Below are 17488 nucleotides of genomic sequence, written 5' to 3' on the forward strand. Positions count from 1 at the left end.
TGGAAAATTGCTTTGCTCTTTATACGTAACAAGTCACAACTTCGATTAATTGCTAAAGCAATCCACAAAGTTTCCACATTTGTAGCATATTGCCCACACACTTTTGGATGGTATTCAGATTATGCTTACGGTTAATTGAATGACATTAGAGGTTCGCTATGAAGCATTTATCTGCACTTTCTGTTTTAGCTATTTCGTTGTTAGCCACAGCGCCCGCTAGCTTTGCTCGCGACCATCAAGGCGGTCCACCTCCTCGACCTGACTTTACGACGATTGATATTGATGGCAATGGGGTGATTGATTTTACTGAGTTTAGTGAACAGCCTATGCCAGAAGATATGCTGCAAACCATTTTTAATGACATGGATGCTGATCAAAATGGTGAAGTAACTGAAGACGAGTTCAACAACCATAAACCACCAAAACGTAAGGAAAATCAACGATGATCAACAGTGTTTCATCGGGTGCGAATTTTCAGCCCATGCAACGACCGCAAGCAGAGCCGATAACCAGTGAACAAACAGAGTTAATGAATGAAACCTTAGCTCAGTTTGATCCTGAAAACTTAACTGCAGAAGATGCACAATCTATTATGCAAACATTTATGGACGCAGGTATTCAACCGGGTCAAGAAATGGAAGCAATTATGGCCGAAGCGGGCTTTGATGCCGCTGAAGTCGGTGAATTAGGTCGTCCTGAAGGTGAGCGTCCGCCTGGTCCGCCACCGCCAAGTGGTAACTCACTCGAGCAGGTTGATACTGAAGAAGTTGTCAGTTATTTAGATGAGTTGTTAGCGCAATATTCTGATCAACTGGGAGAAGAAGATAAAGAAGCGATTCTAGCCTCTGTGCAAGAAAAGTTTGGTTTATCTGAAGGTGATTCGCTGTTATCGGTCACAGCGTAAATCACAAAGCGGTCATGATGACCGCTTTTTTATATCTAGCTTTATTAATCACATATTAAAGTGACGCGGTGAAAGCCTTTATTTCGTTTTGTGCTGCTTCTAAGCTTTGCTCTGCCCCCGGCATCGCAAGGCCTTCAGCATAGATAAAGTTAACATCAGTCATACCCACAAAACCAAGTACATCTTTTAAGTATTTAGTTTGTGTATCCATCTCTGTGCCTTGATACATACCGCCACGTGCAGCAAGTACCACTACTTTTTTGTCTGTAATTAAACCTACTGGGCCTTGCTCAGTGTATTTAAATGTAATACCAGCACGAGCAATACGATCAATCCAAGCTTTGAATGTTGATGGAATACCAAAGTTGTACATTGGCATACCAATAACAATCAGGTCGTTATCGTTAAGTTCAGCAATTAAATCGTCAGAAATTGCAGCAAGTGCTTTTTGCTCATCGCCGCGCTCGTTTGCATCAGTCATCCAAGCAGCCATTTCTGTCTGCGTTAAGTGAGCAATCACATTGTCGCTTAAATCGCGAGTTGTTACTGAAATTTGTTGGTTGTTAGCAAGCTGCTCAACAAATTGTTGGCTAAGTTTGGTTGAATTACCTTGTTCACCATTTAAAGATGAATTTAACACAAGTACCTTTTTCATCATGTCACCTAAGAAAACTGAAGTTGTGCAGCCATTATAATTAGCAAAAAATAAATTAATAATGCTATTAATCGAGTATTATGTTCGCTTTAAACGAATGAACCATGTACCTGAATTCGCGAACTGGTCTTTTTTTATAATTTAATGTTATTATTGCCGGCACAATAAAAATAGAAATGGACTTTATTATGAAGTACTTACTGCTTATACTTTTGGCAGTACTAAGCTTAATGCCCCGTGCTGCTGAAAACACCCAACTCCCTGTCGAATCATTCGCCTCTTTACGGGCTTTTAGCCAAGTAAAATTTTCGCCAAATGGTAAAAATTTATCGTTTATTCGAAATGTAAATGGTGAGTTAGTTTTGATGGTTTATAACCGTGAAACTAAACAAGCTGATTCTATTATCCGTTCAGATAATCACACTATTTTCTTCGATTGGTATGAATGGGCAAATGATGAAGTGCTGCTTTTAGGTGCGCGCTATATTCAACGTCAATTTGGCGGTCCTAAATATTCATCGACTCGCATGTATGCCTACAATATTAACGATAAAGGCAAGGCGAAACTAGCCAATGAACCAAACTATAACCGTGATGAACGCCAACCTCAATTTGGCGATCAGGTCATTAGTTTCTTACCTAATGATAAAGATAAAATTTTAGTACAAGGTGATTTTGATGTTGCCAATGCGCCTGGCGTGTATGAACTTGATTTAAATACACTTCGTAAGAAAAAAATTCAGCGCTCACGCAATAAAGTCATTGCTTGGACAGCAGACCGCCAAGGCAATGTACGAATTGCCCTTAAAATGGATGAAGATGAATTTGAATATATTCTTTACGATGAAGATAGAGATAATCGTAAAACGTTATTTAAATATAAAGCATTTAGTCCTGATGTCGTGACAATTTTAGGCTTTGATAAAGACCCAAATATTCTTTATTTCAAAGCACTTAAAGATGGCTATGATGCGCTTTATAAAATGGACCTAGCAACCATGAAAAAAGAGTTAGTGTTCAGCGATGACAACTATGATTTTGACGGCTCTATTTTTTATTCGCCACTTACCGGTGAAGTAGCCGGTTTTACTCATTCGCATTTAGAAGATGGCATTCGTTATTGGAATGATGACTTGAATAAACTATACACTGCATTACGTGGTGTTTTACCAGCAGATAAGTTTGATATTGATATTATTGATACCAGTAAAGATCAGCGTCAATATGTGGTTTATTTGACAAGCGACGACAGCACAGGAACTTACCTGCTTGGGAATCGTGATACTAACGAGTTAACAGTATTTGCATCGGCATTCCCGGATATCGATGACACAGTTTATACTGGTAAAAAGAGAATCAGTTATAAAGCCCGTGATGGCTTAACTATTGAAGGGTATTTAACTTTACCAGTGGGTTACAAAGAAGGGGATAAATTACCCACTATTGTGTTCCCGCATGGCGGGCCTATGGCTCGTGATTATGCTGGTTTTGACTATTGGACTGCGTTACTTGCTTATAATGGCTATGCAGTACTACAACCAAACTTCCGTGGTTCGAGTGGCTATGGCCATGAATTTGAGATGGCTGCAGTTCAAGGTTATGGTAATGAAATGCAAGATGACTTGCAAGATGCGGCGAATTGGCTTGTTGAAGAAGGTATCGCAAATAAAGATAAAATCTGTATTGGCGGGGCAAGTTATGGTGGTTATGCTGCATTAATGGCGGTGGTTAAACACCCAGAAACATTTAAATGTGCAGCAAGCTTTGCTGGTGTTACTGACCTTGAGCGTATTGTTAGTAAAGCGCGACATTTCACTAATAAAGAAATTGTGCGTAAGCAATTTGGAACTGATGGCGATAAATTAGAAAAAGTGTCGCCTGTTAATTTTGCAAAGCAAATTAATCGTCCGGTGCTATTGGTTCATGGCTCTGATGATAATGTAGTGCCTGTTTATCATAGTCGTGAAATGGATGATGAACTTAAAGACGAAGGCAAAGATGTTACTTACATTGAGCTCGAAGATGGCGACCATTACTTATCGCACCAGCCGTATAGAATTAAAACGTTGAAAGCGTTTTTAGAGTTCTTCGATAAGAACTTGAAAAATTAGCAAAGAAAAAGGCGACCTAGGTCGCCTTTTTTAATACCTGATTCTGCGTCAATTTTATTTATAAGCTAATTCAGCATCAATATTGCGCATTAAGTTGGTAACCCAGTTGATATATTGGCGGTGGATTTTTTTGCCATTGTAATCAAGGTTTATCGAATCTTTGTATTCAATCGAGTATTCTTGCTCGTTAAACGTAATATCAACGCGTAATTGATGTTTACGAATATCAAGTTTACCTAAGATTTGACCTTCAGCGTTTGAACGACACGTCCAACCTAGTTTCATACATGCTTTTAAAATATTGGTTTTGATACTTTCAAGGTCATGTTTACCAGATGCCATTTGCGGTACAGGGTTTGCGTCAAAGTTACGAATAGGCACACTGGTGCTACAAGCAGAAAGTGTAAGTAGCGTTAAAAGTGCAAAAGCTGCCTTTTTCATAGTAAGTCCTTTTTTGGGAATAAAAAACAGCAAGATTATGCGCTTTTTTTAAGGTAGGGTCTAGGTATCAGGTAAAAACCAAGCACTAATTGCACCAAGTAAGCCTAAGATACTGTAGAAAAAAATTAATTCAGCCGTTGTTATAATCAGCAAAAATAAATTGATAATACTATTACACGAATGGTAGTACCTTCATTTGCCAGCTGGTTTTCTTTTGTAATTTGATGTTATTCTAACCGGGACAATAAAAAGAAACGGACTTTATTATGAAGTACTTACTGCTTACACTTTTTATAGTGTTGAGCTTAATGCCTCGAGCTGCTGAAAACCCCCAACTCCCTGTAGAATCATTTGCCTCTTTACGGGCTTTTAACCAAGTAAAACTCTCACCAAATGGTACCCACTTATCGTTTATTCAAAATGTAAACGGAGAGCTGGTTTTAACGCTGTATAATCGTAAAACAGAAGAAGTTAATTCACTGGTTCGCTCAGATAACCACACTATTTTCTTTGATTGGTATGAATGGGCTAATGATGATGTTTTGTTAATTGGTGCTCGCCGTACTCAACGTCAATTTGGTAGCCCTAAGTATTCAACAACTTTTATGTATGCCTATAATATTAATGATAAAGGCAAAGTTAGATCAGCCAATGAAGTTGATATTAATCGTGACAAGCGCCAACCGCAATTTGGCGATCAAGTCATCAGTTTTTTACCGAATAAAAAAGATAAAGTCTTAGTTCAAGGTGATTTTGACTATGCTAATGCACCTGGTGTTTATGAACTTGATTTAAATACACTTCGTAAAAAGAAAGTGCAGCGTTCATTCAACAAGGTTACTGATTGGATTATCGATCGCCAAGGTAACGTACGTATTGCTCTTAAAATGGATGAAGACGAATTCGAATATATTCTTTATGACGAAGATAGAGATAAACGTAAAACGTTATTCAAATATAAAGCATTTAGTCCTGATGTCGTGACTATTTTAGGCTTTGATAAAGACCCTAATATTCTTTATTTCAAAGCACTTAAAGATGGCTATGATGCGCTCTATAAAATGGACCTAACAACATTAAAAAAAGAGTTAGTGTTTAGTGATGATAACTATGATTTTGATGGTCATATATTCTATTCATCTCTTACAGGTGAAGTGGCAGGGTTTACTCACTCACAATTAGATGAGGGGATCCGTTACTGGGATGAAGATTTAAACAATCTTTATAATAGCTTACGACTTATATTACCAGCAGATAAGTTTGATATTGATATTGTTGATACCAGTAAAGACCAGCGTCAATATGTGGTTTACATTACAGGTGAGCAAATTCCGGGAACCTATATGTTAGGTAACCGTGATACTAACGAGATAAAAGTGTTTGTATCGGCATTCCCGAATATCGATGACACAGTTTATAGTGGTAAAAAGAAAATCAGTTATAAAGCCCGTGATGACTTAACTATTGAAGGATATTTAACTTTACCAGTGGGTTACAAAGAAGGGGATAAATTACCCACTATTGTGTTCCCGCATGGTGGCCCTATGGCTCGTGATTATGCTGGTTTTGACTATTGGGCTGCATTACTTGCCTACAATGGTTATGCAGTATTGCAACCAAACTTTCGTGGTTCGAGTGGCTATGGGCATGAATTTGAGATGGCTGCAGTTCAAGGTTTTGGTAAAGAAATGCAGGATGATTTGCAAGATGCGGCTAATTGGCTTGTTAAGGAAGGTATCGCTAATGAAGATAAAATCTGCATTGGTGGAGCAAGTTATGGGGGTTATGCCGCATTAATGGCGGTGGTTAAGCACCCAGAAACATTCAAATGTGCAGCAAGCTTTGCCGGTGTTACTGATCTGGAGCGTATTGTCAGTAAGGCGCGACATTTCACTAATAAAGAAATTGTGCGTAAGCAATTAGGTACTGATAGCGATAAACTAGCAAAGGTGTCACCTGTTAATTTTGCGAAGCAAATCAATCGTCCGGTGTTATTGGTCCATGGCTCAGATGATAACGTGGTGCCTGTCTATCACAGCCGTGAAATGGATGATGAACTTAAAAACGAAGGCAAAGATGTTACATATATTGAGCTTGAGGATGGCGATCATTACTTATCGTATCAGCCGTATCGGATTAAAACATTGAAAGCGTTTTTAGAGTTCTTCGATAAAAACCTGAAAAACTAGCAGGGAAAAGGCGACCTAGGTCGCCTTTTTTAATTGAGCTTCTTCTAAAAACCAAGCACTAATTGCACCAAGTAAGCCTAAGATACTGTAGAAAAAAATTAATTCAGCCGTTGTTAAAAAGCTATTTAGTAAGCCAACACTACCTAGCAGTAATAAAATAACCCCGATCACCGTATTGCTAACAGAGACATAGTCTGTGCGCTTGTTTCCTTCAGCCATATCAACAAGGTAGGTTTTACGACCAAGGCGAACCCCTTGATGAGCTACGGTGAGTAAAAAATAACAGAGCGGTAATAGCCAAAATTCATTGAGCGTTTGTGGGCTCAGGTAAGCAACTAAATAAACGGCAAAACCGTTGAGGGTGACTAGCATTGCAGCAAATACTAATACTTTGCGGCTCGATAAGTCACTTAGTCGACCCCAGATCGGCGCAGAGACTAAGCTGGCAAGCCCAGAAAGCGCCATAAACGTAGCAAGTAGTGAAAAGTCGAAAGCCTGTTCACTAGCAAGAACGATATAAAACGGGGCGCTCAAAGCAGAACATAGCAACAACGCACGAGTGATAATAAAATGAGCAAATTGCTTATCTTGGTAAAGCAGTTTTAATTTTGATAAAGCATGTAAAAAGCCGTTTTCAGCGCCTTCGGTTGCGCCTTTGTATTCTTGAATGCGGCTATAACTGAGTGCTGCAAACAGCCACATTAAAGCGGCCAGCATCAATGCAACATACACCCCATTTTCATAGCCAAGGCTTTGTAGATACCATAAACCAAGACCAAAAGTGAGCGTTGCAAATCCGGCAAAACTCGCAGCAAGACCGCTAATGCTACCACGCTGCTGTTTTGGAATAACCTTGCCTAATACATCTTTTGCAGCAATGGAATTAAAGCCACGGGCTAGGCTAAAGACAATCAAAATCGCGATGATAGCAAACCCTGCAGTTGCACCTTGGAGTGTTAAAGCACAAATCAGCATACCAACAATACACAAGGCTTGCACAATTGCGCCAATCACCCAAACCCACTTTCTGACTGGGAGCTTGCGAATGGCACTGGCGATGGCCAGTTGTGGCAGCATTGAGCCTGACTCACGAATAGGCACAAGCCAAGCAATAAAACTACTTGGTACATTAATGCTTTGTAAAAGCCAAGGTAGGGTCACTTTAGGATTTAACAGGGCATCTGCAAACTTACTAAATAGTTGGCTTACTAATAAGGTAAGAAAATTGCCGGGCACCACTTTACAAGCAGCTTCATCAATCGCTTTGCAGGCACGGGCGTCTTCGGTGTTACTAAGGCGTTGGTAGATATCTTCTTTACTGAGCTTTTTCATAGGGTTTAGAGGTTATGAAAAAGGGCACTTAAGCCCTTAAAAATCTTCCTTAGAGTGGCGCTCTGCTAACTGCTCAGCTTCATCACCCCATGTTTTGTTAACTCTGCGACCTCGTTGTACTGCAGGGCGGCGCTCAATTTGTTTTGCCCAGCGCATCACATGGCTATATGACTCAACATCTAAGAATTCAGCTGCATCATATAAATTGCCAAGTACCAAGCTGCCATACCAAGGCCAAATAGCGATATCGGCAATTGAATATTCGCTACCAGCCATGTAGTCATGGTCGCTTAAATGACGGTTTAATACGTCTAACTGGCGTTTTACTTCCATGGTGAAGCGATCAATTGGGTACTGCATTTTGAAAGGGGCATAACTATAAAAGTGACCGAAGCCTCCGCCTAAGTATGGGGCCGAGCCCATTTGCCAAAATAGCCAATTACGACATTCTGTCTTACTGGCGTGATCGCTTGGGATCAGCGCATCAAATTTCTCAGCCAAGTATTGTAAAATTGCACCTGACTCAAACACGCGAGTAACAGGCGTGGTACTGTGGTCCATTAAGGCTGGGATTTTTGAATTAGGGTTAACACTTACAAACCCTGAAGAGAATTGGTCACCATCGCCAATTTTAATTAAAAATGCATCGTAGTCGGCTTCATCAATACCAAGCTCTAATAGCTCTTCGAGCATTATAGTTACTTTTTGGCCGTTTGGTGTAGCAAGCGAGTAGAGTTGAAGATCATGTTTACCAACGGGCAAGTCTTGCTCGTGGGTTGCACCTGAGACCGGTCGATTTGTCTTCGCCCATTCACCACCGTTTTCTGCATCCCATTGCCACACTTTAGGTGGCGTATAACTGTCGGTATTACTCATTGAAACTCCTAAATTGTGCTTTAATGAATGTCATTACGAGACTACCATCCTAGTTGATCAGATAGAGCAAGGGAAGTACAGTTATTAATTATGAATAACAAGGAGGATGACATGAAAAAGCATGGTTTAGCCATTGGCCTTGAGCGAACTGGCACGACTTTTTATCTCACAATGAAAATCGTGGGGAAGCTCACCCATGACGACTACAAAACTCTCACCCCTCTTATCGATAATGCTGTAGCGGCAGTTCCGAGTGCAAAAATAAGAGCCTATGTTGATATTACAGAGTTAGAAGGCTGGGAGTTACAAGCGGCGTGGGATGATTTTAAGCTAGGCCTTAAACACAATAAAGAATTTTGCCGTATAGCAGTACTTGGTAACAAAAACTGGCAACAAGTTGCAAGTAAAGTGGGTAACTGGTTTATCAGTGGCGAAGTGAAATACTTTGAAGACCCGATTATTGCCACTGAGTGGTTACACGAATAAGGAATTAAGTGATAGAAAACAGTCAATTAAAGGTGGCGACGTTTAATTTATATAATTATTTAGCGCCACCTGACGCCTTTTATGATTTTCAGCGCATTTATAGCGCTGAGCAGTGGGCCAAAAAGCAGCGCTGGTTGGCCGATTACCTTAAAAATCAGCAGCCAGATATTATTGGCTTTCAAGAAGTGTTCAGTATCAATGAACTAAAACAACAAGTTAACGCACAGGGTTACCCTTATTTTGCAGTGGTTGATGAGCCAACGGTGATTGATGACTTTATTTATCGCGATCCGGTTGTGGCCATTGCCTCACGCTATAAAGTTGTTGCTGTCAGTCAGGTTGAGGCAGAGCAAGATGATATTTTAGCGATGGGCTTGAGCGATAGTTTCAACTTTAGCCGCAGTATTATTCGCGCGACACTTGAAGTACCTCACTTTGGACACGTCGATTGCTATGTAGTGCATTTTAAATCAAAGCGCAGCATGCTCCATCACCTAGAGGATGAAAGCCACAGCGAACAGCAAAACTTAGTTATGCAGTTAAAATCGCAAGCTCTTGGACGCTGGGCATCAAGCATGCAGCGTGGCAGTGAAGCAGCGCTGTTACTCGTAGAAATCATTAAGCGTAGAGCGCACACCAATAACCCTGTGATTGTGATGGGGGACTTTAATAATGAGTTACACGATGGTGTGCTTAACCATTTAATTGCTGACCACCTTCGTTTTAGCGGTTATAGGCAAAATAGCCCATCTCGTTCAGAGTTCAAACTACAAGATAGTTGGCAACTCTATCAGCGCCATGTTGTCACCGAGAACGACAGAGAAGCCACCCACTATTTTGGCAGTAGCAGCTCAGTATTTGATTATATTTTGTTATCCCGTGAGTTTGATGCCGGGTTTCAGGGCAGCTTTTTTGAGGTGGTTGATTATCACACCTATGATCAGCACTTAATCAACCCACAGTTTGCCTATGATGATCAAAGTACCGATCATGGCGTTGTGATGGTGACAATGAAGTTAAGAGACTAACTTATAGCTTTAAGCTGCAAGTCGTAAGTTCCAAGTTGAAAATCAGTTAATTTTTTACCCAGCCGATACTTAAAAGATATCGGCTGCCAGACGTTACCCGCGTTACCTGATGTTCGCAGATATCAGGACGAAATAATTTGATTCGTGAGCTTTCGTAGAGTGGGGCAGAGCAGATAAACTCCCCACCCGAACGCGCTTTTTTGAGTACAATATTTAGCCTGAAATGTTTACCATTAGCGACTTTATCGGTGTGAGCCGTTATTTCACTGCCCTCAGGAAAACGCAAAATATACATATCAAATTTAATTGGCCAGCGAGCTGTGCAAATTAGCATTTTGTCGTAGCCTGAAAGCTGCCGGCCTTTTTCAAATCGAAAGAGCTTTTTAAATATCGAAGGTGTGGTCATTATTATTTCAAAGCTCTCAGTTTAAAGCTTAGGGCTCTTTTGTTTATCACGCTTTGCCATAATATAGCCGATGAATGCGCCGCTAATTGCGCCGAATAAATGGCTTTCGAATGAAATATGAATGCGTCGCGGGAAGACACCCCAAATCAGGCCGCTGTATAACACAACAACCGCAATACTGATTAAAATGGCTTTGAATGAGCGGTGCATAATGCCGTAGCTAATTAGGTAGCCCCATAAACCGTAGATAACACCACTTAGCCCTACATGAATATTGCTGCGGCCAAATAGCCATACTAGTAATCCACCAATGAGCGCTGTTCCTGCAAACACCAGCCAAAAGCGTTTTATGCTAAATTGGCAAACTAGCCAGCCGAGAATAGCAAATGGCACTAGGTTACTAAAAATGTGCGTCCAGCCACCATGTAAAAATGGCGCAAAAAACACCCCCGATAAACCAGACATTTGTCTTGGCAAAATACCTAAACCGTTTAAGTTTATGCCGGGTAGGGTATTAATTATTTGCAGTACCAAGCACACTAGCATAATGCCTAAAATTGCGAATCGCTTACTACTGATAGGAGGAATTTTGACAGCTTTTTTTCAGTCATGATGAGAAGCTCTTAAATCAATGTGACCGAATGAGTATAACTTATTAAAAGTGAAGGTAAACACCTTGATATGCAAGGTGTTTACTAAAGGTCTAGGGCATGTTGACCTATTTTAACCTAATTTGGTTAATAGTTTTTTCGCAGCAAGCTCAGAACTTGCAGGGTTTTGCCCCGTGATTAGTAGGCCATCTTCAATCGCAAGCTCGCCCCAATCATCGGTTTTTTGATACTGACCACCTTGTTTGATTAACTCATCTTCAACAAGTAATGGCACAACATTGGTAAGCTGTACTGCATCTTCTTCTGAATTACTAAAGCCGGTTACTTTTTTATCAAATACCACAGATTTACCAGCTGCATTTTTCGCATTCAGTAATACTGCACTGGCGTGACACACTGCACCGACTGGCTTATCTGAGTTAAGAAATTGCTCAATTAAGCTAATTGAATCTTGGTTATCAACTAAGTCCCATAACGGACCATGGCCGCCTGGGTAAAATACCGCATCAAAATCATCGGCTTTAACTTCAGCCAGAGGTTTAGTGTTAGCCATTAAAGTTTTTGCCGCACTGTCTTGCTCAAAACGTTTTGTGGCATCGGTTGCTGCATCAGGAGCTGCACTGTTTGGATCAACTGGAGGTTGGCCACCTTTAACAGAAGCTAAAGTTACCTCTACACCAGCATCAATAAAGGCGTAGTAGGGCGCGGCAAATTCTTCAACCCAAAAGCCTGTTTTATGGCCTGTATCGCCAAGCTCATCGTGTGAAGTAAGTACCATTAAAATTTTCTTAGCTGACATAGTGAATCCCTTTTTGTGTATTAAACATCGTTGATAACACTATAGGGGTGAAAATAGGGTTAAACAACGCAGATAAATTTGACTTCATTGGTTTAATAATTGATACAATGATTCAGGTTAGATTAGGAGTTTGTATGAAAGTATCGTTTGAGCAGCTAAAAAGTATGGTGGTGTTTGCCCACATTGTGCAGCAAGGCAGCTTAACTAAAGCGGCTCAACAACTTGGTTTATCAAGGGCTGTAGTTAGTTATCATTTAAAGAAATTAGAACAGCAATTAAAGCTAACGTTACTTAATCGCTCAACGCGTACCATGACCCTGACCGAAGCGGGTATGGCTTATTATGAACGTTGTCAGGCTATCACCGAGCACGCTGAGGCTGCTAATTTACACCTTGAGAACTTAAAGAGTGAACCGGTTGGGGTCATTAAATTGAGTTGCCCGGTGAATGTAGGCTTGCAACTAGTTGTACCGGCACTTGCTCAATTTAAGCGTTTGTATCCGAAAATAGATATCGATTTACAGCTCAGCGATGATGTGGTTGATATCATCAAAGAGGGCTACGACTTAGCGATTAGAGGCGTGGCCCTTGAAAACTCAAACTTACAAGCCACTAAACTTGCAAGTATGGCTACTTGCTTATGTGGCTCAGTCGATTACTTTACAAAACACCCTATACCAAAGAGCATCGCCGATTTAGCAGAGCATACATGGGTGGTGTATCAACCAAGTAGTGCTGTTGTCACGCTCGAAAAAGATAAACGCCGCTTTGAGGTGGCAGTTAGTGGTGGCATAAGTACCAATAACGCTGCTGCGCGAACTGCCTTTGTTGAAGCTGGGCATGGCTTAGCGAAAATCCCTGTTTATGATGCACTACCCAGGATCAAAGCGGGATTGTTACGCACAATATTAGATGATTACAAAACTGCCGATATTGAACTTTATGGCGTATTCCCGCCAGGGGCGGCGGGAAGTAAAAAACTGCGGGTTTTACTTGATTACTTGAAGGATTATTTTACTAATCAAGTAGCCACTATGACGATTTAAACAAGTGTGCGATTAAATAAAGCGACTGCTTGTTGATACATGCTGATGGCAAGAGCTGGGTCGTATCGGTCGCCTTCGTCGCGCATAAACGCATGTTGGGCGTTCACTTCTTGCCACTGGTAATTAATGCCTGTTGCCACCGCTTGCTGGTAAATTTTAAGGCGGCCTTCTTTTGGTACATGTGGGTCTTGTTTACCCCAAACAAAGTGGATCTCACCTTTAATATCTGCCATGCGCTCAAATGAGTTATTACCTGCTTGTGCTGGTAAAGTATCGCTGTGTATATCTGTCGCGTATAAACAAAAAGCGGCTTTGATACTTGGGTTTAATGCAGCGCGGTATGCAAGGTGACCACCAATACATACGCCCATCGCACCTACATTTCCTGTGCAGTAATCTTGCTGACGTGCAAATGCAATTAAGGCGTCAGTATCTGAGTCATGGCTCTCAAGCGGTTTTGCCCATTTGTCGGCATTGCCTTTGTCTTTACCAGCATCATCATAGGCAAGTACTGTCCCAATAGGATTTAACTCATGAAAAACTTCTGGCACTAACACGACAAAACCATGACCAGCAAGTATTGCCGCAGAGCGTGCAATTGGTGCTGTTTCTTGGAAAATTTCAGAATAGAAGATAATACACGGGTATTTACCTTCTTCTACAGGACGATAAATACTGGTGCGCATTACACCTGTGTTGGTCGCTATGTCGTGGCTATGGTGCTGAATAATCATGTTTATCCTTGTAAAATCGGTTTAGCTAATAATACCTCAGCTCCACCTTTTGGACGAGTCAAAGCCATTGAAATATATTGATGCTCAGTTAATTATTTGAGGCTGGGTACTGCATACAGCTTGCGTAATAGGTAAGGGTAGCAGGCCAGTCAGAGAAAATAGCCATCACACCCACTTGCTTAGCAAGGACGTCTATCACATTCATCATTTGCCCATCTTGTTTAATCACGCTGGCAATCGACTGGTAATAATAACCACCGCCCTTAGTTAATGGACCAGAGCGCTCTAAACTCCAAGTAATGATGTTCAGCCCTGCTTGTTTAGCTTTAATAGCATAAAGGGAAGGCACGATTGCACCTGACTCATCAAGGCTTAAAAGCATCCACATTGGTGGTGCGATAATGCGAACTCCATCGTTATATAGAGCTTGCATTGATGGCTGCCAGGTGGTGTCATCCATGGCATCAAAGTCTGCTTGCTCATCTCGGCCATCAAGATAAATACTGTTGTTTGCAAATTCAGGGTGATTGTTTAGCCAATACTTCACATCTTCAAGATTAAATGATTGTGGATAAACATCTTGGCTATTCACACTTAAAGCTCGGTACTCATCTAGCATTTTTTGTGCATAATCTTGCTGGCTAAAACCGTTAAATGGCATGCTAACTTCTGGGCTTTTTAGCTCGGGTGTCATTTTTACACCCAGTGATTTGAATAACTCAATGCTTTGCTGGTGGGTCATTACGGTGCCACTGTTTGCGTATAAGTCAGTGCGCCAGCTTGGTGTGCCTTGCATATATTCTGCGACCGTTTTGGCATTTGCATTGGCACCATCCATTTTAGCTTTTAAGGTTAAAAACTCAGCTTGGGTGATATCGCTGGTGCAGCATTTAGCCTGAGCTGGTTGGCCGTCTTTGGCCGGGGTAAAAGGTTGGCTGCATTTTGCAGCGAGCTCAGGAATCGCTAAAATGTTGGTAGTAGTGTGTAAATCACACTGTGAATGTCGACACACGAGTTGTTTGTCTTTAGTAAAGGCGACGTCACATTCAAGTACGCCAGCGCCCATTCTTGCAGCAGCCAAATATGACTCTTTGCTGTGCTCAGGAAACTGCATAGGGGCGCCACGATGACCAATTACAAAATCAGTTTTATAGAAAGGGCCATTACCGCATGCCGTAAGTTGCTGCTTTAAAGGTCCATCTGTCATCTTGTCGATTAAATAATAAGGCCTAGCACCCACTTGCACTGCCTGCTCCTCAGGCAGACTTTTACAACCTTGAATAATGAAAACTAAACAACATAAAACCAGTGCGCGCATAACAGCATTCCTCTAATCTAATAGAGTTTAGCCTATCATTGCTCCATGGCAGTTTTATTAAGTTTCTGATTTATAATAAGTGCTAATAAGATAATCGCCGCGCCGATGGCAAGCTTGATGATATCGGCATCACGATTCCATATCACAATGTTAACGATGATCCCTGCTGGGATCAGGAGGTTATTCATGACAGCCAAGGCACCTACATTGACGATGGTCGCGCCCTTATTCCAAGCAAAATAACCAAGCCCTGAAGCAATTGTGCCTAAGTAAATTAACACGCCCCATTGTGTCGTTGTGGTGGGTAGCTTACTGGTATCACCAAATAAACCGTAACAAATCAGTGCGACAATTAAAGCACCAATAAAGAACCAAGCAAACACCCGAGAGTGGGGGAGTTGCTCATCTTGCATTAAACGTTTGTAAGTTACTTGCCCAGTGGCAAAGCAAATATTAGCAGCCTGCACCATTAACATACCAATGAGATAGTTTTCATCGACACCTTCATAGCGAATAGCAACGGCGCCTAAAATAGCTAGCATAGCGGCGAATAAAAACTTGGCATTAAAACGTTTTTCAAGCAAATCGTTTAACAAAGTGATGTAAAGTGGCGTCATTACCGTGAATAGCAGTACCTCGGGCACGCTAAGGTACAAAAACGAATGGTAATAGAAGCTGTACATCACACCAAGTTGTACTGCGCCTATTGCCATGAGCTTTAGTGCTAAGCCTTTAGGCGTTTTACGCCAGTGTAAAAAGGGCAAAAACACGCAAGTTGCCAAGCCAATGCGCATTAACACACTAAACCATGCATCCACTTGGCCTGCTAAATAAACACCAATAAGACTAAACGAAAAGGCCCAAAGCAGGGTTACAGCAAATAAGTAGGTCATGTTATTCGAGTTATGTGCAAAAAAGGGCAGTGTATATGAGATGGCTGAAAATTAAAATTGCCCATGACGGATAATACGCGGTCATGGGCAATGGAGGGTTAGGGTTGGCTGGCAACAAAGGCTTTTGCTTGTTGCTTTAATAGCTCGAGTGCGTTGCTATCGTAAAACGTGCTGTGCGAGACAACACCCTTTAGCGTTAGTGTATTACGAATATCAATAAGCGGGTTTTCTGAAAGCAAAATGAGATCGGCTACTTTGCCTTCACTAAGTGCACCGTATTGCTGTTGTTTATTTAAAAATTTAGGCCCCGCGAGTGTTGCAGCTTGCAGCGTTTGCAGTGGTGTTAGGCCATATTCAGTAAAAATACTCAGTTCTTGGTGTAAAGAAAGCCCCGGATAAATATACGAATTTAAAAAGCCTGCATCTGTGCCTGCAATAATGCTCACACCTGCTTGTTGGGCGATAGGGAGTAACTGTGCGGTTTTAACAAAACGCTCTTTGCGCTGTTTGATTTGTGCAGGGGTGTCTTTGTTAGCTCTATCAACTCGCCATTGATACGTCGCTTTTAAACCTTTACCTAAATAATCTAAATAGGCATCGTCTTGATGATTGTCTTCATCAATGTAAGCCGTTATTTTGCCACCAATCAAGGTTGGCACCACGGCGGTGTCGTTGTTAGCAAGAACCGTAAACTTCTCAATGGCTGTTGGTTCATCAAACTGCTCGGTGATAATGGGCAGCGCAGTGCGATAGCTCAGCTCTTTTGAGGCAACCTTTGCGGAAATATCAGCTTCGTTTTTAGCCGCAGCTTTAAGCATATAGGTCATATGCTCAATAGCATCAAGACCCGCCTTGGAGACATCAGTCACAGACAATGAAAATGGAATATGCCCCGAAATTTGATAGCCACGCTTTTTAACCTCATGCACGGCTTTTAGGTAAAGCTCGGGAGTTAATGCGCTGTCGGTAATTTTGATAAAATCAACATTCAAACCGTCTAACAGATCCATTGCAGCATGCATTTCTTCAGTTGTCTCTACTTCTAAATCACCTGGCCAAATAGACCCTTTACCTTCTAATTTAGGGCCTGAGGTAAAAATAGTTGGGCCCACTAACTGACCTTGTTTTACTTGTTCACGCCAGCTAAGTACAGATTCACTCAAATCAGCTGCAGCATCACGAACAGTCGTTACGCCGTAGGCTAAATACAGTGGCAATAGTTGTTTATTCTCTTCAATAAGCTCATCACCACCGCCAAAATGGACATGCATATCCCATAAACCAGGCATGACATACTGACCTTTTGCATCAATAAATGTTGAGCTTTGATATTGGCTACTTAAAGGTTTATCACTACGTTTGATGATGATCCCATCGCGAATGGCAAGTGATTGCTTTGCTGTGATAGCCCCAGTTTGCATATCAATAATTTGGGCGTTTTCTATCACGATATCGGCGCGCTCATCTGGGGTTGATGAACATGCAGCTAAAGCTGAGCAAAGTCCTAAAAGTAAAGCGTTTTTCATGTGTGAACTCGTGTTTTTCTTTGAGATTAGCAAAAACGAGTTAACTGACAATTGCTTTGAGGTGAATAGGAATAAAAGCGGGGTGAAAATTAAATTAACAACTAAAAAGTATGAGGGTTACCCCTCATACTTT

The 17488-nt window shown here is 41.3% G+C and carries 18 protein-coding genes; 7 read left to right on the plus strand and 11 right to left on the minus strand.

From position 1 onward, the window contains the following. Positions 1–158 precede the first annotated feature (158 nt). Positions 159–446: an EF-hand domain-containing protein gene (locus tag P4S60_RS04500; protein WP_337115158.1), complete on the plus strand. Its 288-nt coding sequence runs from the start codon at positions 159–161 to the stop codon at positions 444–446. Beyond that, positions 443–904, plus strand: coding sequence for a hypothetical protein (locus P4S60_RS04505; protein ID WP_337115159.1), 462 nt, complete (start codon positions 443–445; stop codon positions 902–904). The genes P4S60_RS04500 and P4S60_RS04505 overlap by 4 nt, the downstream gene beginning before the upstream one ends. Positions 905–959: 55 nt before the next feature. On the opposite strand, the gene P4S60_RS04510 is transcribed toward P4S60_RS04505, so the two are convergent. Then, positions 960–1559, minus strand: coding sequence for an FMN-dependent NADH-azoreductase (locus P4S60_RS04510; RefSeq protein WP_337115160.1), 600 nt, complete (start codon positions 1557–1559; stop codon positions 960–962). 188 nt (positions 1560–1747) lie between these two features. On the opposite strand from P4S60_RS04510, the gene P4S60_RS04515 reads away from it, so the two are divergent. Further along, positions 1748–3670, plus strand: coding sequence for an alpha/beta hydrolase family protein (locus P4S60_RS04515; RefSeq protein ID WP_337115161.1), 1923 nt, complete (start codon positions 1748–1750; stop codon positions 3668–3670). 54 nt (positions 3671–3724) lie between these two features. Here P4S60_RS04515 and P4S60_RS04520 read toward each other — a convergent pair whose 3' ends face one another. After that, complete coding sequence (locus P4S60_RS04520; protein WP_337115162.1) at positions 3725–4111, minus strand: hypothetical protein; 387 nt, start codon at positions 4109–4111, stop codon at positions 3725–3727. Positions 4112–4377: 266 nt separating this feature from the next. Here P4S60_RS04520 and P4S60_RS04525 point away from each other — a divergent pair, with 266 nt between their 5' ends. Beyond that, positions 4378–6300: an alpha/beta hydrolase family protein gene (locus P4S60_RS04525; protein WP_337115163.1), complete on the plus strand. Its 1923-nt coding sequence runs from the start codon at positions 4378–4380 to the stop codon at positions 6298–6300. A 15-nt stretch (positions 6301–6315) separates the two neighbouring features. Here the strand turns inward: P4S60_RS04525 and P4S60_RS04530 are convergent, their stop codons facing one another. After that, on the minus strand, positions 6316–7632 hold the full coding sequence (locus tag P4S60_RS04530) for an MFS transporter (RefSeq protein ID WP_337115164.1): 1317 nt from the start codon (positions 7630–7632) through the stop codon (positions 6316–6318). A 36-nt stretch (positions 7633–7668) separates the two neighbouring features. Next, positions 7669–8508, minus strand: a complete 840-nt coding sequence (gene yghU, locus P4S60_RS04535) for a glutathione-dependent disulfide-bond oxidoreductase (RefSeq protein ID WP_063529842.1) — start codon at positions 8506–8508, stop codon at positions 7669–7671. Positions 8509–8619: 111 nt separating this feature from the next. On the opposite strand from yghU, the gene P4S60_RS04540 reads away from it, so the two are divergent. Then, on the plus strand, positions 8620–8994 hold the full coding sequence (locus P4S60_RS04540; RefSeq protein ID WP_337115165.1) for an STAS/SEC14 domain-containing protein: 375 nt from the start codon (positions 8620–8622) through the stop codon (positions 8992–8994). An 8-nt stretch (positions 8995–9002) separates the two neighbouring features. Continuing rightward, positions 9003–10022 carry an endonuclease/exonuclease/phosphatase family protein gene (locus P4S60_RS04545; protein WP_337115166.1) on the plus strand — a complete coding sequence of 340 codons (1020 nt, stop codon included), beginning with the start codon at positions 9003–9005 and terminating at the stop codon, positions 10020–10022. 46 nt (positions 10023–10068) lie between these two features. On the opposite strand, the gene P4S60_RS04550 is transcribed toward P4S60_RS04545, so the two are convergent. The 3 genes from P4S60_RS04550 to P4S60_RS04560 all read right to left on the minus strand — a co-directional run bounded on the left by P4S60_RS04550 (position 10069) and on the right by P4S60_RS04560 (position 11838). Beyond that, positions 10069–10428: a 2OG-Fe(II) oxygenase gene (locus P4S60_RS04550; protein ID WP_337115167.1), complete on the minus strand. Its 360-nt coding sequence runs from the start codon at positions 10426–10428 to the stop codon at positions 10069–10071. 21 nt (positions 10429–10449) lie between these two features. Continuing rightward, positions 10450–10974, minus strand: a complete 525-nt coding sequence (locus tag P4S60_RS04555; protein ID WP_337115168.1) for a rhomboid family intramembrane serine protease — start codon at positions 10972–10974, stop codon at positions 10450–10452. Between the two features lie 177 nt (positions 10975–11151). Continuing rightward, positions 11152–11838 (minus strand): type 1 glutamine amidotransferase domain-containing protein, encoded by a 687-nt coding sequence (locus P4S60_RS04560; RefSeq protein ID WP_337115169.1) that lies wholly within the window; start codon positions 11836–11838, stop codon positions 11152–11154. A gap of 134 nt (positions 11839–11972) precedes the next feature. Between P4S60_RS04560 and P4S60_RS04565 the strand changes: the two genes are divergently transcribed. Then, positions 11973–12884, plus strand: coding sequence for a LysR family transcriptional regulator (locus tag P4S60_RS04565; protein WP_337115171.1), 912 nt, complete (start codon positions 11973–11975; stop codon positions 12882–12884). Here the strand turns inward: P4S60_RS04565 and P4S60_RS04570 are convergent. From P4S60_RS04570 to P4S60_RS04585, 4 genes are all read right to left on the minus strand, one after another. Next, on the minus strand, positions 12881–13618 hold the full coding sequence (locus P4S60_RS04570) for a dienelactone hydrolase family protein (RefSeq protein WP_337115172.1): 738 nt from the start codon (positions 13616–13618) through the stop codon (positions 12881–12883). The genes P4S60_RS04565 and P4S60_RS04570 overlap by 4 nt on opposite strands. Before the next feature lie 88 nt (positions 13619–13706). Then, positions 13707–14936 carry a glycerophosphodiester phosphodiesterase family protein gene (locus tag P4S60_RS04575; RefSeq protein ID WP_337115173.1) on the minus strand — a complete coding sequence of 410 codons (1230 nt, stop codon included), beginning with the start codon at positions 14934–14936 and terminating at the stop codon, positions 13707–13709. Between the two features lie 35 nt (positions 14937–14971). Further along, entirely contained in the window at positions 14972–15829 is an 858-nt protein-coding gene (locus P4S60_RS04580; RefSeq protein WP_337115174.1) for a carboxylate/amino acid/amine transporter, read from the minus strand. A gap of 98 nt (positions 15830–15927) precedes the next feature. After that, positions 15928–17355 carry an amidohydrolase family protein gene (locus P4S60_RS04585; protein WP_337115175.1) on the minus strand — a complete coding sequence of 476 codons (1428 nt, stop codon included), beginning with the start codon at positions 17353–17355 and terminating at the stop codon, positions 15928–15930. Between the last annotated feature and the right edge of the window lie 133 nt (positions 17356–17488).

It is taken from the genome of Pseudoalteromonas sp. Hal040, from assembly GCF_037162425.1.
GTDB lineage: Bacteria > Pseudomonadota > Gammaproteobacteria > Enterobacterales > Alteromonadaceae > Pseudoalteromonas > Pseudoalteromonas gelatinilytica.